Origin of the sequence: Carboxylicivirga longa (assembly GCF_050589825.1) — a bacterium.
Taxonomy (GTDB): domain Bacteria; phylum Bacteroidota; class Bacteroidia; order Bacteroidales; family Marinilabiliaceae; genus Carboxylicivirga; species Carboxylicivirga longa.
On record NZ_JBNGOZ010000037.1, the window covers coordinates 1 to 15,580 of the forward strand.

Consider the following 15,580-nt stretch of genomic DNA (forward strand, 5'->3'; position numbering starts at 1 on the left):
TTTTCTGTTCACGAAAAATAAACCTAGTTTTAAACATAAACACGGTGGCTTGTTAAGTTTTTAGACAGACTGCCGTTGGGAGTTATTTAATCAAAGTATACACTTAACAATTTATTAAGGAGTCTCGTGTGTTGATTTTTAGTTAAATAGTTGACACTCATAACATACGTTCTGTATAATAAATCTATTCTAAAACAATACACCCCTGTGCTAATTAAGTCATCAGGGGTGCAACTAAATCATAAATTAAGCGTCAAGCAGGCCGTGAAGATATTTACTGGTATTCCAATAATAAATCAATTTTATAATTAATAAAGTTATCCTAATATACAGTTCATTACACGATATTACGGTATTAACAAGACTGTTGATTGTATCAATTCAGTAGCAACGCACCTGCCTAGCGCTTCTTTAGTCCATTGCGAAAACAGGGGACTCCACCCTAAGCTGTTCACGAATAGCTGCTACATCGTGGTTGGTTGATTCTACCTGAATAAAGTCTCCGTTGGGCTTATAAATATTCACAATATCACCGTTCTGTTCTACAAGCTTCTGAAGTTCTTTGTTGCCATCTTTCAAGCTCCAGCTTTGGTCATCTGGATTAAAGATTAACTCCACCACAGAACCTTTCTGATCACCATTAAGTTGTTCGATGTGAAATTTATTCACAGTTGCTGTTATCAGATATTCATTACCATCCTTTTTAACAATTTTTTGTTCCATATCTCCTTCGTGCATACTCACAGGATTTCCACCACTCCAGAACTCTATTGTGTTTAGTACTACTCCATCAACCAGCACTGCTACTTCATAAACAGGTATTACAACAAATGCAAAGAATACCAATGCATTTGAAAACTTACTACCAACGGTACTGTTCCAGTCATAAAGATTATTAGTTAATCTAAACGAGCCATAACACCCTGATTGGCCTATACTAAACAATAACAATAAACCAGCGAGTGAAAAAAGCTTTAATTTTTTCATAACAATTAATTTAATTATTAAACAATTAAGACATCAAAAGCCGACGATAACTTTTAAAAAACCATGTCAACATTTTTAGAATAGTAATATTCATTTTTCTTGAGTAAATGTCAATAATTAGTTAAAGAAAAAAGTAAAATTCGAGAAACGCATATGTAAACCAACTTCACAATGGGGATTATAAGAAAAAAAATATGTAATACAAAAAAAAATCAATTTGATTGACTTTGCAAAAAACACTGGATAAATTGATTGTCGATTTGATTTATTAACCATTAAAGTTAAATAAAATGGAAAAAAGTGATTTTTTCAAATTACAGAACAAAACAGCCATCGTTACCGGGGGTGGTAATGGCATTGGTAAAGGATCATGTGAAATACTGGCAATGCATGGCGCCAATGTGGTTGTTTCAGATTTAAAACTTGATGATGCACAAAAAGTTGCCGATGATATTACAAAGAATGGAGGCAATGCCATTGCAGTAGCATGTAATGTGACAAAAGATGAAGACCTTGTTAACTTAGTTAATGTTACAAAGGAAAAATTTGGCAGCATTGAGATCCTTGTTAATAATGCGGGAGGTGGCGGAGGCGGCCGCGAAAGTCCATTTGAAATAACTGTTGAGAGGTATGCTTTTGTATTTCAGCTTAATGTTTTCAGTGCATGGCGACTATCGCAACTTTGTGCTCCCGAAATGAGCAAAAGTGGTTATGGTTCAATCGTCAACATCACTTCAATGGGCTCCATTAATAAAAGTCCCAATATGAGTGCCTACGCCGGTTCTAAAGCGGCTTTAAACCATATGTCAGCTAACCTGGCTTACGATTACGGTCCTCATCAAATAAGAGTAAATTGCGTGGGACCTGGTGCTACTAAAACGGCTGCTCTTGCTAGTGTGCTAACTCCAGAAATTGAAGCTAAGATGCTAGCCGGCACTCCTATAAAGCGCCTTGGTGAAGTTGAAGACATTGCCGGTGCCGTATTGTATTTTGCTTCCCCTATTTCGTCATGGGTAAGTGGTCAGGTACTTTTTGTTAATGGCGGAGGCGTTCAGACGCTGGATTAAACAAGTCATTACACACAATTAGTGTATACACATCAAGAATGGAGTATTACTCAACTTGGGGATTTGACTACAAAATAATCACAAATACTTAAACATATTTTATTATGAAAATTTTAGATGAGCTTTTTAGTTTCAAAGGACAGGTGATAATTATAACCGGTGGCGCAGGAGCCATAGGAAGTGCCGCTGTAGAGTTATTTTCGACTTTAGGTGCTAACCTGGTGATATCAGATATAAATGAAGAAAAAGTGCATGAAGTGGCCAAGCGCATATCAGACAAGACAGGCAATGAAATACTGCCGGTTGTAGCCGATTCTACAGATGAAGTGCAGTTACAGGATCTTGTTGATAAAACCATTGCTAAATTTGGAAAAATTACCGGTTTATTGAACAATGTGGGCTGGGGAGCAGCAACACCTACCTTCGGCTCCACCACCGAAAAACTGGTAAATGCTTACAAACTGAATACGGTAGGTGCTTACATGCTTACTAAATTCTGTATGCCACATCTTGAAAAGGAGGAAAATGCGAGTGTGCTTTTTTCCGGTTCATTAGTGGGCACTAGTCCTTCTCCTGAATTTATTGAATACAGTACTGCAAAAGCAGGCCTTCTGCATATGGTAAGGAGTATGGCGGTGGTAGGTGGACCCAAAGTTCGCTTTAATTCTATTGTCATTGGTTCTGTGGATAATGGTGAGTCAACCCTTGAAGCAGGGTATACTAAAGAAATGCTCGAAAAACTAAATCAGATGTTTGTCATGAAACGTAGGGGGCAGCCGATGGAAATCGCCTATGCTATGATGTATTTTATGAGTAAAGCTGCAGCTTGGGTGACAGGTGCGCAAATAACCATCAATGGAGGTGGAGTTTATCAAAGTAAAATGCCAACCTAAAACAATCTGGTTTTGAAAACAATGTATCTACGATTAGTTTTTCTGTTACCGTTTTTTACTGTAACAATGATGGGATACGCTCAGGGGGGACTCATTGAGATTCCCCCTATTACAGCAGAAGGTATACCCATACAGAAAGTGGAAGTATTTGTATTAGAAAGAGATTCTGTAAGGCAAGTAACTGCGCAGGAATATGAAGAATTTCTGTCGTATTTCCACATTGCCAACAAAGGGGCATTCAACAAAACACTATTTGACCTTAAGACGAAAAAAATTGAACTCCTACCTGAGGTGGAAAGTGCAGAATACAAAGTATTTAATGAGCAAACTTCTGGCACCGTTACTATTCGCTGGTATATTAAACCAGGTGTTCGAAAAGAGCAAATAGCGAAAGGCATGATCAAAACCGGTCAGCTAAGTGACTTGCCCTTGCTGTTTGAAAATAATCGATCGGAATTAACCTTATTTTTAAATGGAGGAGTTGGCATGTTTGTTGACAATAACGGATTTTTTGGTCAGGGTGAAGCCTTTACTCAGGGCAATCCTATAGCCGATAAACCCGCTGGAGAAGGCATTACCGCCTGGCCCGAAATATTTCTTGAACCGGGCATTGGCGGTATCACTCAAATAGGACACTCTGACTTATACATTTATGGGGCTATCTCCGGTCTGCTTTCGGGGCGTATTGGAGATGATGTTTATGCTGGTGGTTCAACGGCCTTTTTCGATATCGAACGAGGATATATTGGTTTCCTAATGGCTCACCTGGGCAAAAATAAAAGAGGTAAACTTGATGTTTCAGCTGGCAGGAGTTTTTTTCAACTAAACGATGGCTTTCTGTTTTCAAGGTACTCGGGTTCATCCAATGCTGGTGACAGAGGAAGTACTTATATGAGCTCGCGCACAGCTTTCCAAAAAACAGCACTTGCAACCTATACCAATAATTTCTGGACGGTAAAGGGTTTCTTTCTGGAACCACAGGAGTTGTTCAAAGACCGACAAACCAATATTAACTATACCGGTGTTACGATTGAATACAATAATAACAAGTCATTAGATGCTAACATCAGTATCATCAATCGCACTGGAGGAAAAGGCAGTTATGCCCTGCCTGACGGCGTAAGCATTGAAAAAGAAGGACTCTGGATAATTAATCCTAAGCTATGGATGAATAATATTAATAATACCGGGCTCTTTCTAAAATCGGAATATGTATATGAAAGTAAAAGTGGTATGTCAGCCAATGCCTGGTATATTGGTGTCGGTTTGAAAAAACAAACATGGAAAATGAAGCCCTCACTCTATTACCGGTATGCTTTTATGCAAGGTGACGATCCTAATACAGAAACCTACGAGCGATTTGATCCTTTGTTAACAGGTGGTTTAGGAACCTGGGTGCAAGGTTTAAATTACCGAAAAATAATTGGTAATGGTAATATTATTTCCAATCGAATTCAACTGCAAGCATATCCTGTTCAAAAGCTAAGATTAAGTATGGATGCTTTTTTTCTCAGGGCTCACCAGTTAAATAACCTGGGTGGCATGGCACCTATTGCGCAGCTTCAGTCCAAAGATTATGGTCAGGAATATACGCTTGAAGCCCAATATGCTATAAGCAGAAAATTTCTTTTACTGGGAATTGTTTCTACAGCCCATCCAGGTAGTGCGATCACAGATAACCTGCCAAATAGTAAATCATGGCAGACCTATCAACTAAGTCTATTTATGTTTTTATAAATTTTATCTTATGCAGTCAAAAATTATTCAAGGCGCCATTGTAAATGGCATTATCAATGGAGTAATTAACGGAGGTATTCAATGGTTTTCATTTAAGAAACTTGAGCAGGTAGCTGTCACCATGGATTCAATAACCAACGACCAGGTAACTGTTTTAGGCAGTGCAGTTCCATTAGCTGTGTCTCTTGCAATGATATTAACATTTATTGCCTTCTTTTCCATTCCAAAAGATAATAGACCAGGTATTAGAACCAAATTATGGGTTATTATTAAGCATGGGTTTTTCACGTTCGGAGTTGTAACAGGTATGGCTGTTTTATGGCAATATTGGTTTGGAACAATTTGGATTTCTCCTGCAGGAGCAACACTTATTGTTGGCATTATTGCCGGGTTGGTTGCACTGGTAGTCAATTATCTGACACTGGAACCTTATTCCAAGGAGTAAAAATTAAGATTGAAGCAAAAAAAAAAAAATAGGCCTCCATAACAGCCCTTTTTGTTGGTAGAATGCATTTTTCAGAAATGTATTTCACTAATCTATTTTAAAAGAATACTAAAATGATTAATAAATTAATACTTTGTTTTCTATTACTTTTAATAGGATTAAACTCAAGCTCTCAAACTGACTTAGAGGAATTTAGTAACATGAGCAATTACATCAAAAAAGGAAGCTGGCTAGCTGGTGGAACTGTCTCTTTAAAGTTTAATAACACACAAGATAAGGACCAGCTTATTCGCTATGTGGATGAAAATGAAGGATACGACTTTTTGATTCGCGCAGATGGAGCCTATGCTTTTGCTGATTATAATTTTGCCGGTTTGGCTCTACAATATGGACAGGAGGATCGTTCAGGTGTTTTTGAAAATTCGGACGGAGAACTTTTTACTGAAGATTTCTTCGGAACGCGTTACTCCATAACCCCATTTTTAAAGAACCTCACCCCTATTGATCGCAAATCACGGTTCAATATCATTACTCAAATTGAATTTATGAATCAGATCGATCAGGGAATAAAACAAACTGTGTTGAATGAAGAAATAACACGCACCAGAACAGTAAAATACACTGGCTTATTAGGGATCAGACCTGGCATCAGTGTGTTTGTATTACGAAATGTTGCTTTCGAAACAACACTGAATGTGGCAGGTATTCAGTATTCCTATGAAAAGATGGAAACAACTAATTTGCCTGATGCCATAACAGAAACAGGAAGCATTGATTTTAGAATTGACATCCTTCAACTGAACATTGGCATATTTGTTTATTTATGGCCCAAAAATTAATGACATGAAAGATAAATTAATACATCTCGTCTATACTAGTACTGCTATACTTTTGTCTGTTTTGCTTCCTTCGTGCCTTAGTGAATATCATTTTGGCAAGAATGATCAAGCCAAAATCAAAACATTCTCGATTCAAAATCAAATTGGTACAATTAATATCGACCATGATGACCTTACAATAACAGCCAAGGTTGATGAAGCATCTGATATCAACAATTTACAAGTTCTTACACTCGAAGTGTCTTCTTTTGCAACGGTAAGTCCAACGCAGGGCGATATTATTGATTTTTCTGATCCGGTTGCCTTTACTGTTACTGCCGAGGATGGCACAAAACACGTATACATGGCTGAAGTAAAATTGAGTGTGCCTGAAATTCAGCTCAACAATTCCAATTTTCAGAATTGGTATGAAGCTACTGGTTCCAAAACATATTACGAACCTGGTTCTAGTAAAGATGAAACAATTTGGGGGACAGGTAATCCGGGGGTTGTAACACTTGGGAGTCCTAATGTGGTGCCAGCTTATGACGGGGATAATGCATACGCTCTTCTGCAAACCGTTGAGCTGCCGCTGGGAAAACTACTTGGACAAGGCATTGGTGCGGGCTCAATGTTTACAGGTTTTTTTAAACTCAACCTGTCTAATCCAATTGCTTCAGCAAAGTTTGGTGTTCCTTATTCTGCACGCCCTAAATCCTTTAGCATTAAGTATAAATATAAGCCAGGAGTTATTGTAAAAGATGGGAAGCTCAATGAATTACCCAATGCAAAAGACTCGTGTGATATTGGTATTATTATAACCGATAGATCGGCAGAGCCATACAAACAAGTTGCAATAGCCTGGTATAGAACCGGGGGAAATGTTTCTGACTGGAATACTATTAATCTTGATTTCAAATATGGACTTATCGCTTCGCCGGCTAACTATGAACGACCAAAAGATGTCTACATTCTCGACAATGGTGAAGAGCGACTGATTCCGGTTGTATTTGGGACAGGTGATGAAAAGCCAACCCATATTACAGTTGTGTTCGCATCCAGTCATCGTGGCGATTTTTTTGAAGGAGCTCCTGGAAGTGAATTAGCTATTGATGATCTTGAGCTAATATATTAATAAATAGTTCAACCTTCTTTGAACTGAAAATAAGTTATATGAGGTATAACATTGCATTTATTAAAAAAATATTCCTACTAAATCTCATATTTTTTTTACCGTTTCAATTATCTGCGCAAATTGAAAATACAATAATATCTGATTCGGCAAGAAGCATAATCATACCGTTGGAAAAAGTTGTAATGTCTTCTGTGCGTAAAACCCATGAGGTTAATGAAGTGCTTAATAAGCTTTTGTCAGATAGTAGTTTGGAATTGGAAAAGCAACGGAATGATTCTATAGTTGCAGTCGTTGATTCAATGCTACAGTTCTTGACGACCAATGAACTTGATAGTCTGACGTCCACGAATCTTGAAAACCAAAGGGGCAAGATTCGACAATTTCAGAACATGTTGAAAAATGAGAATGAAAGACTAGAGAGTATCCTACAAACGCTTACAATACAAAACACGGAAATAAAAAATGACTATGCTGCCTGGGAGGCTTCCCGATTTTTTTATAACTCCAATTACAATGATAGTGTGCTAAATGAAACCATTGAAGAAGTAGTCGTTTTAGTTAATAGGGCGATTCATACAATTCAAGGAAAAATGACCAGAGTGCTTTCAATGGTGGCCAATTCATCTAAATATTCAATTAAGATTGATCAGTTACTTGCCAGAATCGATGCGATTAAAAAAAGCAGGCAGGAAGAGCTGTTACGTAAAAAGTATCCTCCAATATACAAACTCAATTTTTCTGATTTCTCATTTAGAAAGATGAAAAAATACATACATGAGTTTTTTGCTGAAAACATGCTGATATTGGGAAATTTCTATAATCACAATCAAAGCGCTATTTTCTATTATTTGTGTTTTTTATTCATACTGATTACCATTTTAATATCCATACGATATAAAAGCAAAGTATTTTCAAATCTTAAGTTAAACTTTTATCAAGATTCCACTTTAAATATTTTATATCGGCCAATTAGTATGGCCTTTATTTTTTGGATTTATAGTTCCAACTTATTCTTTCAAACTCAACCTAAGATAATTGCTGATTTGTCAATTCTCATCCTTATTATACCTCTGATTGATATTTTGATTCACCTTTCGAGAAAAGGGCGCCGTTATATGGCTGTTATTTCGGGCTTATTCTTGTTGCGATTCCTATATTATATTTTCCCTGTCTCAAGTTCCTTTAATAGATATATATTGCTGATAATAGGAATCATTGAAATACTCTTTCTTGTCCATCTTTTTAGGAGCATGAGCCTGAAATTCACAGCCAATCCTATTTTTAATAAGTTTATCAACTTTATAATACTGTTTCATTTGGCAGGTGCAGCAATTGGGGTGCTTACTGTTATTACCGGCCATCTTAGAGTGGCAGAAATTGCCATTGATTTGCCAATTACGAATACGCTTGTTGGTGTTTTGTTGAGTATTTCTTCGGTAACCCTGATTGGGTTAATGCATTTGTTTATCGACATGAATTTTAAACGCCTTTTTAATTTTATTCAAAAACGGAAAGAAGATCTAAAAACAAAAGTAGCAGTGATAATTATGGTGATTGCTGTATTGTTTTGGATGAATTATATGTTGCAGATACTTCATGTCGATACCGCTTTCTATATTTTTATGGATAAGATGCTGTCCGATAATATTTCAATAGGTAGTATCTCATTTACTCTATGGAAGGTGCTGCTTTTCTTCTTCATAATTTGGATATCTGTTCTTATCTCCAGAGTAATCAAAATGGTGCTCGAAGACGATGTATTGAAAAAAGCAAGGCTTAAAAAGGGGGTACCCCGTATGATTTCAGTGGTGGCCAGGTTTAGTTTAATAACAATAGGTATTATCATTGCTGTGTCAGCTGTAGGGATGCCTGTCAATCAGATCACAATAATTTTTAGCGCCTTTGGCGTTGGTATTGGTTTTGGTTTACAAAACATTGTAAACAACTTTGTTTCCGGAATTATCTTGCTGTTCGAGCGTCCTGTTCAGATTGGCGATACAATTGAGGTTGGCACTTTGATTGGAACCGTAAAAACGATGGGTATCCGCTCAAGTAATGTGCGTACGTTTGATGGTGCCGAGGTGGTGGTGCCCAATGCTAATTTGATTTCAAATGAGGTAATTAACTGGACACTATCGGACAGGAAACGCAGGATAGAAATCATTTCAGGTGTGGCATATGGTTCCGATGTGCATAAGGTTCAGCAATTGTTGTTAGATATTCTTGATAAGCATGTGGAAATTCTTAAAAGGCCAGAGCCTTCGGTACTCTTTAATAATTTAGGAGAAAGCTCTTTGGATTTCAGGTTGCTTTTCTGGACGGAGAATTTTGATAATTGGATTATCATTAAAAGTGAAGTAATCTTCATGATTCATGATACTTTCTACCGAGAAGGGATTTCCATTCCCTTCCCACAGCGTGATATTCATATTAGGTCATTTCAAACTACTTCTGAAAATTTAGCTAAAGATTCACCTGAATGATAGTGACAGTATTGTGCATTGAAATGATTTAGTTAAAATTTTAAAGAAACATATTATGGTAATAAAGTGTATTTTGTAAATTTCTGGTATCAGCACTTTATCAAGCAAAGGTTGATTATAAAAAGTAATTGTTTTAATTTGAATACCATCTATCTTCATAGGTATAATTTAATGATTTGACTATTTAATAATTTAATCATATGTTGTGGCTCGAACTATTAATATTTCTTCTGTGCATTGTGCTTGGAGCCCGAATAGGTGGCATTGGGATGGGAACGATCGCAGGTATTGGTTTAATTGTATTTGTTTTTCTCTTTCGCATGCCTCAAGGAGGTCCTCCAGTTATTGTTTTAGGAATGATTTTAGCCGTTATAACTGCACTAGCAGCAATGGAATCTGCGGGTGGTCTTGCTTACCTGTTGGGTATTGCCGAGAAAATATTACGTAAAAATCCTAAAAGCATAACCTTTCTTGCTCCACTGGTGACGTATATTCTTATTCTGGCCTCAGGTACACAGCATGTTATTTATGCACTCCTTCCAATTATTGGTGAGATTTCGCGTAAAGCTGGCATAAGACCAGAGCGACCACTATCCATCAGTGTCATAGCTGCAATGCATGGACTTATTGCATCCCCTATTTCAGCAGCAACAGTGGCGCTACTTGGTGTAATGTCTGTTTTAGGTGTATCCCTTCCCAAAATTCTTCTGGTTATAATACCTGCTACCTTTTTGGCTGTAATAATTGGTTCGCTGTCTGTTGCCTGGCGAGGTAAAAAGCTTGCTGAAGATACAGATTATCAGAATCAACTTCAAAAAGGCATCATTAGCGAATCTTTACCCATGAATGAATTGAGTGGGCAAGCTCTTCGAAATGCTAAAGGTTCAGTAATGGCCTTTTTCACTGCTGTGATTATGGTGGTATTACTCGGTATGTTTCCTAACATTCGGCCAACATACGAATGGGTGTCTGATGGGCTGGCCCAAAGTGGTAAAATAGACATGGGAGACACCATCATATTACTGATGTTGGCCATTGCCGGAGTAATTATGCTCTTCTTTAAAGCTAATGCAGGCAATATGGTTTCTGGTGATATCATGAAAAGTGGTATTATTGCTATTGTCTCAATTCTTGGTATATCGTGGTTAGGCTCTTCTTTTTTCGAAGGTAACCGTGAAAGTATTGTTGGTGGGATTTCCAGCGCTATAACTGATTATCAGTGGGTATTTGGAGTTGGGTTGTTTGCACTCTCCATCTTATTATTTAGCCAGGCTGCAACTGTTGTAACGCTTATGCCCGTGGGGGTAGCATTAGGCATTCCGCTGCCACTCCTCATTGCTGTTTATCCAGCGGTAAACGGATACTTTTTCCTGCCTACTTATGGTACCGTCATTGCAGCAGTCAATTTCGACTTAACCGGGACAACTAGAATTGGTAAATATCTTGTAAATCATAGCTTTATGCTACCTGGGTTAGTTACAACCTTATCAGCCGTACTAATTGCCCTGTTATTATCAGCGATTGTCTTTTAAACCAAATATCTAATCAAATGAAAAAGAAATTCTTACTGTCCGGTTTTTTCATAATAATCATGTTGCTAGCATTGGAGATTACCTCAGCGCAGCAATTCAGAACCGAAACTGACCTTTTAGGTGATGTCAAGGTTCCAACAGATGTCTATTACGGTGTACAAACCATCCGGGCGCTTGAAAATTTCCAGATCTCTGGACAAAACCTTAGCAACTATCCCGAGTATGCAAAAGCCTGGGGAATGATTAAGTTGGCTGCTGCGCGGGCCAATGCAGAAATAGGTGAACTTTCGCCAAAAAAACTACAGCTGATCGAATGGGCCTGTCAGCAACTGATTGAAGGAAAGTACACTGATCAATTTATGGTTGACTTGTATCAAGGTGGTGCCGGTACCTCATCCAACATGAATGCCAACGAGGTAATAGCTAACCTGGCTCTTGAAAAAGGTGGGTACGAAAAAGGCCGTTATGACATTATTTCGTCCGTTGATGATGTTAACATGGCCCAGTCAACCAATGATTCTTACCCCACCTCACTGAAATTAACAATGGTGTTATATCATCAAAAATTGGTAAACGAAATGAAGCAATTGGCTCAGTCCTTCAGACTACTTGGTAACCAGCACCTCGAAGTAGTGAAAATGGGTCGCACCGAATTGCAGGATGCAGTGCCAATGACCGTTGGGCAGGAGTTTCATTCATTTGCTGCCATGCTTGATTGGAACATTGCCAACATCGAAGAGAGCCAAAAGGCCTTAATGATGCTGAATATGGGTGGTACAGCAATTGGTACCGGACTTAATGCCGCAGTGGGTTATTCTGAAGCATATATCCGACATTTTCGTGAAATAACGGGTTTTCAATTTACAAATGCTGATGATATGATTGCTGCCACTTCAAGTTTGCACGGTTTTGTGGTGTATTCTTCCGCCGTGAAAACACTAGCTGTATCGTTGGTGAAAATTTCAAACGACTTGATTCTTTTATCCTCTGGACCACGCGCCGGCTTCTTCGAAATAAATCTGCCGGCACGGCAACCAGGCTCATCCATTATGCCAGGAAAAGTAAATCCGGTAATTCCCGAGCTAATGACACTGATCAGTTATCGGGTAATGGGTAACGATGTAACCGTTAACATGGCCTCATCGGCTGGTGTTTTGCAGTTAAATGCGTTTGAACCTGTAGTCGGTTTGGCGATTCTTGAATCGCAAAAAATTATGACCAATGGCATGAAGGCATTTCGAGAACAATGTATTGATGGCATAACAATTAATGAAAAAGTCCATGCTCGTAATTTATCGACTACTATTGGGATTGTTACTGCACTCAATCCTATTCTCGGGCATCACATGGGCGACGAATTGGCAAAGGAAGCCATGCTCACAGGAAAAGGAATTTTAGAGCTAGTACGTGAAAAAAAATTACTGACCGAACAGCAAATACAAAAAATCCTTAACCCAGAAAATATGACTGGATTGGATAAAACAAAATACAAGAACAAATAATTAGACAGCTATGAAAAATATGATTCACATTAAAGCAATACTTGTTCTGTTTTGCATCTCCACAGGTCTGCTTGTTAAAGCACAAAATGCAAACCTACCCAATGTAGTAATCTTGGCTACCGGAGGCACTATTGCCGGTTCCGGTGACAGTTCTACGGGATCAGCTTACACCTCCGGACAAGTGAAGATTGATGCAATGATCGATGCTGTTCCTAACATCCGTAGACTGGCCAACATTAGAGGGGAGCAGATATCTAATGTTGGTTCGCAGGATATGAGTGTCAAAATTTGGCTTAAATTGACCAACCGGATAAATGAATTGTTAGCCAGTAACGAGGTGGACGGTATTGTGATTACTCACGGTACAGATACCCAGGAAGAAACAGCCTATTTTTTGAATCTCACAGTAAAAAGTGATAAACCAGTTGTGCTTACAGGATCAATGCGACCAGCAACAGCACTAAGTGCCGATGGTCCATTAAATATGTACAATGCGGTGGCTGTTGCTGCTAGCCCCAAGGCCAAAGGGAATGGAGTAATGGTGGTAATGAATGATGAAATTCATGCCGCCAAAAATGTCAAGAAAATGTATTCTACACCAGTTCAAACTTTCCAGTCACCACAAGAAGGTTTAATTGGAACTGTTATTTTTGGCGAAATTTTATGGTTCCATAAGCCACATGGTCTGCACACCCTGAATAGTGAGTTTTCTGTTGACGGTCTTAGTGAGTTACCACGTGTGGATATTGTTTATATGTGTGCAGATGCTTCATCTGACCTGATTGAAATCATGATTAAAGCTGGTGCAAAAGGAATTATAGTTGCGGGGGTAGGGGATGGAAACATGACCAATGAAACTCTTGAAGCTGCTAAAAAGGCCACTAAAAAAGGTATTCCGATTATTAGGGCTACACGTGTACCCATTGGTGCAGTGCTTATTGAAGGCGAAGTGATTGATACGGACTACGGCACTGTTTCTTCAGATGAACTGAATCCTCAGAAAGCGCGCATTTTGCTGATGCTTGCTCTTGCCGACCAAAAAAAGCGTACCCGAGAGGAGTTGCAAGAACTGTTTATTAACTATTAAAATTAGTTAAAATGACATGCAAAACTATCGCAGCATTCCTGCTCTTAACAACTTCATTATTTGCTGGATATGCACAAATTAAACAAGCCAATGTAGAAACCAGTTATCGCTCAATCATTCCAGAAAACAAGCAAAAACTTCTTTCTAACATTGATTTGATTGCTAACCAGCAATATGCCTTTCGCAGCGACTTCAGAGATGGAGATGTCCTTAGTGCCCATTTTAAAATGGAACAATTCAGGTTGGAGATTCGAGGTTGGGTTACTGATAAGGTATTTTTCCGCTTTCGCCATCGCTATACCAGTGCTTTTGAACCACAATCTCAGGATAAAATAATTAAAGGTGTGGATATGGCCTACATGGCCTTTAAGTTAGGGAACAAAGAGCAATGGGAATTATCTGTGGGCAAATTCTGTCTCGATTGGGGGGGCATTGAATTTGACCTCAATCCCATTGAAATTTATGAGTATTCCGATATTATTGAGATGGCCGATAATTTTATGTCCGGGGTAGGTATTAAATATCTTTACAGACCCAATAATTACATTGGTTTTCAATTATATAATTCACGCACTCAAACGTTTGACGAGATTTATGGCAACAGTACAATCATCAGTCAGAAAAATATCACTGCCTCTAAAGCACCCTTAGGTGCAGTACTAACCTGGCGCGGTAGTTTGTGGGATGGAATGGTTTCCACTCTTTGGAGCGCATCGATGACTAATGAAGCTTCTGGCATTTTTAAACGCTATTTGGCGCTCGGGCAACAGTTGAACCTTAACAACATCACAGTGGCGTATGATTTTAAACACAGTAACGAGGATCTGGATCGCACAGGTATTATCAGTCAAATTATACCTCGCGAGGAAACTGGTTTTATTTTGCGAGATACACGTTACTGGAGTCACTGGTTAAAAATTGATTGGGAATTTACTCATAAATGGCATTTAACGTTTACCGGGTACATTGATTACGCCAACTGGGAAGGCAGAGAAGATCCTATGAAGAGCACCAACCGAATACGAACTGCATATGGATTTATTCCGACGGTTGAGTTTTATCCATGGGATAATTTAAATATTAAATTTTTCACTGCCTATGTGGGCCGCATTTACCGTTATTCTGATTATGCAAAGTCAAGGATTGATCTGGTTGATTATTCAAACGGCAGGATAACTGCTGGAATTATTACTCCTCTTAAAATTCTATAGCACATTGTAGCCTTACCCAAAAAGCAAGGGTGATATTCCTAGCAGCCTGTCGAACTATCAGAAGTCATCAATTCCAGTGTTATCTTCGACTGGCAATCTTAGGATTGCGAGTTTTTGATTATTAACGAATATTTTTTGGTGTAGATAAAATCCAATCATTATTTCCACTTATTTGTCATTTAGCTATGTCATTTTACATATTATTGCATTGCAAGTTTGAGCATTCTTTTAAGATTGTATCCAATACATACTAATGACCATTCACAATCCGTTTAAAACTCTCCTCTCAGGGAAAAATGCCTGAACCCTAAAACTTCCTTAATGATGCCAAATACAGGTTTAACTGTTTGTTTTCGTTTTTTTATAAAACTGCCTTCCTTCTTTACTTTTTTAATATTTGATTCATTTTCACTACCGGGTTGCTGGCTTTTTCTTTGAAGTTGTTTAAAGTTGTCTAAGAAGAATAATGCAAAAAGCAATGATGTTTAGCGCTTTCCAATGCATTTTTTTGGTTTCAAAACGCACAAGTATTGCCTTGAAAGCATCTAACCATGCATTGGTTCTTTCAACGACAAAACGTTCTTTATAAAGAGCTTCATCCAGGAGTGAAACGTCATTCTTGCCATTACGTTTATTGTTATCAATATTGTCAAAGATATCGTGTTTGAAAAGACAATTTCTAA

General features: G+C 38.1%; 12 protein-coding genes and 2 pseudogenes. 11 read left to right on the plus strand and 3 right to left on the minus strand.

From position 1 onward, the window contains the following. Nucleotides 1-411: 411 nt before the first annotated feature. The gene (locus ACRD7A_RS18640; RefSeq protein WP_430812905.1) at nucleotides 412-987 is read right to left on the minus strand and encodes a DUF3332 domain-containing protein; all 576 of its coding nucleotides are present in this window, start codon (nucleotides 985-987) and stop codon (nucleotides 412-414) included. Nucleotides 988-1,277: 290 nt separating this feature from the next. Here ACRD7A_RS18640 and ACRD7A_RS18645 point away from each other — a divergent pair, with 290 nt between their 5' ends. From ACRD7A_RS18645 to ACRD7A_RS18695, 11 genes are all read left to right on the plus strand, one after another. Further along, a complete protein-coding gene (locus ACRD7A_RS18645; protein ID WP_430812906.1) occupies nucleotides 1,278-2,054 on the plus strand; it encodes a glucose 1-dehydrogenase in 777 nt (258 codons plus the stop codon). 104 nt (nucleotides 2,055-2,158) lie between these two features. Then, nucleotides 2,159-2,947: an SDR family oxidoreductase gene (locus tag ACRD7A_RS18650; RefSeq protein WP_430812907.1), complete on the plus strand. Its 789-nt coding sequence runs from the start codon at nucleotides 2,159-2,161 to the stop codon at nucleotides 2,945-2,947. A 21-nt stretch (nucleotides 2,948-2,968) separates the two neighbouring features. After that, entirely contained in the window at nucleotides 2,969-4,684 is a 1,716-nt protein-coding gene (locus ACRD7A_RS18655; RefSeq protein ID WP_430812908.1) for a hypothetical protein, read from the plus strand. A gap of 10 nt (nucleotides 4,685-4,694) precedes the next feature. Beyond that, complete coding sequence (locus tag ACRD7A_RS18660) at nucleotides 4,695-5,129, plus strand: hypothetical protein (protein WP_430812909.1); 435 nt, start codon at nucleotides 4,695-4,697, stop codon at nucleotides 5,127-5,129. A 113-nt stretch (nucleotides 5,130-5,242) separates the two neighbouring features. Beyond that, the gene (locus tag ACRD7A_RS18665) at nucleotides 5,243-5,968 is read left to right on the plus strand and encodes a hypothetical protein (RefSeq protein ID WP_430812910.1); all 726 of its coding nucleotides are present in this window, start codon (nucleotides 5,243-5,245) and stop codon (nucleotides 5,966-5,968) included. Nucleotides 5,969-5,972: 4 nt separating this feature from the next. Further along, the gene (locus ACRD7A_RS18670) at nucleotides 5,973-7,082 is read left to right on the plus strand and encodes a PCMD domain-containing protein (protein WP_430812911.1); all 1,110 of its coding nucleotides are present in this window, start codon (nucleotides 5,973-5,975) and stop codon (nucleotides 7,080-7,082) included. A 38-nt stretch (nucleotides 7,083-7,120) separates the two neighbouring features. Further along, nucleotides 7,121-9,565, plus strand: coding sequence for a mechanosensitive ion channel family protein (locus ACRD7A_RS18675; protein ID WP_430812912.1), 2,445 nt, complete (start codon nucleotides 7,121-7,123; stop codon nucleotides 9,563-9,565). 200 nt (nucleotides 9,566-9,765) lie between these two features. Continuing rightward, nucleotides 9,766-11,097, plus strand: a complete 1,332-nt coding sequence (locus ACRD7A_RS18680; RefSeq protein WP_430812913.1) for an anaerobic C4-dicarboxylate transporter family protein — start codon at nucleotides 9,766-9,768, stop codon at nucleotides 11,095-11,097. 17 nt (nucleotides 11,098-11,114) lie between these two features. Beyond that, nucleotides 11,115-12,599: an aspartate ammonia-lyase gene (locus ACRD7A_RS18685; RefSeq protein ID WP_430812914.1), complete on the plus strand. Its 1,485-nt coding sequence runs from the start codon at nucleotides 11,115-11,117 to the stop codon at nucleotides 12,597-12,599. A gap of 10 nt (nucleotides 12,600-12,609) precedes the next feature. Continuing rightward, on the plus strand, nucleotides 12,610-13,686 hold the full coding sequence (locus ACRD7A_RS18690; RefSeq protein ID WP_430812915.1) for a type II asparaginase: 1,077 nt from the start codon (nucleotides 12,610-12,612) through the stop codon (nucleotides 13,684-13,686). An 11-nt stretch (nucleotides 13,687-13,697) separates the two neighbouring features. Next, nucleotides 13,698-14,897 (plus strand): porin, encoded by a 1,200-nt coding sequence (locus ACRD7A_RS18695; RefSeq protein ID WP_430812916.1) that lies wholly within the window; start codon nucleotides 13,698-13,700, stop codon nucleotides 14,895-14,897. A gap of 200 nt (nucleotides 14,898-15,097) precedes the next feature. Here ACRD7A_RS18695 and ACRD7A_RS18700 read toward each other — a convergent pair. Next, nucleotides 15,098-15,253, minus strand: a pseudogene (locus tag ACRD7A_RS18700) (transposase); the annotation flags it as partial. 88 nt (nucleotides 15,254-15,341) lie between these two features. Continuing rightward, nucleotides 15,342-15,580, minus strand: a pseudogene (locus ACRD7A_RS18705) (IS5/IS1182 family transposase); the annotation flags it as partial.

Excerpts from the sequence above, each read along its gene's own strand:
- ACRD7A_RS18640 (WP_430812905.1), bottom strand. The coding sequence starts at position 987 with ATGAAAAAATTAAAGCTTTTTTCACTCGCTGGTTTATTGTTATTGTTT.
- ACRD7A_RS18645 (WP_430812906.1), top strand. The coding sequence starts at position 1,278 with ATGGAAAAAAGTGATTTTTTCAAATTACAGAACAAAACAGCCATCGTT.
- ACRD7A_RS18650 (WP_430812907.1), top strand. The coding sequence starts at position 2,159 with ATGAAAATTTTAGATGAGCTTTTTAGTTTCAAAGGACAGGTGATAATT.
- ACRD7A_RS18655 (WP_430812908.1), top strand. The coding sequence starts at position 2,969 with ATGTATCTACGATTAGTTTTTCTGTTACCGTTTTTTACTGTAACAATG.
- ACRD7A_RS18660 (WP_430812909.1), top strand. The coding sequence starts at position 4,695 with ATGCAGTCAAAAATTATTCAAGGCGCCATTGTAAATGGCATTATCAAT.
- ACRD7A_RS18665 (WP_430812910.1), top strand. The coding sequence starts at position 5,243 with ATGATTAATAAATTAATACTTTGTTTTCTATTACTTTTAATAGGATTA.
- ACRD7A_RS18670 (WP_430812911.1), top strand. The coding sequence starts at position 5,973 with ATGAAAGATAAATTAATACATCTCGTCTATACTAGTACTGCTATACTT.
- ACRD7A_RS18675 (WP_430812912.1), top strand. The coding sequence starts at position 7,121 with ATGAGGTATAACATTGCATTTATTAAAAAAATATTCCTACTAAATCTC.
- ACRD7A_RS18680 (WP_430812913.1), top strand. The coding sequence starts at position 9,766 with ATGTTGTGGCTCGAACTATTAATATTTCTTCTGTGCATTGTGCTTGGA.
- ACRD7A_RS18685 (WP_430812914.1), top strand. The coding sequence starts at position 11,115 with ATGAAAAAGAAATTCTTACTGTCCGGTTTTTTCATAATAATCATGTTG.
- ACRD7A_RS18690 (WP_430812915.1), top strand. The coding sequence starts at position 12,610 with ATGAAAAATATGATTCACATTAAAGCAATACTTGTTCTGTTTTGCATC.
- ACRD7A_RS18695 (WP_430812916.1), top strand. The coding sequence starts at position 13,698 with ATGACATGCAAAACTATCGCAGCATTCCTGCTCTTAACAACTTCATTA.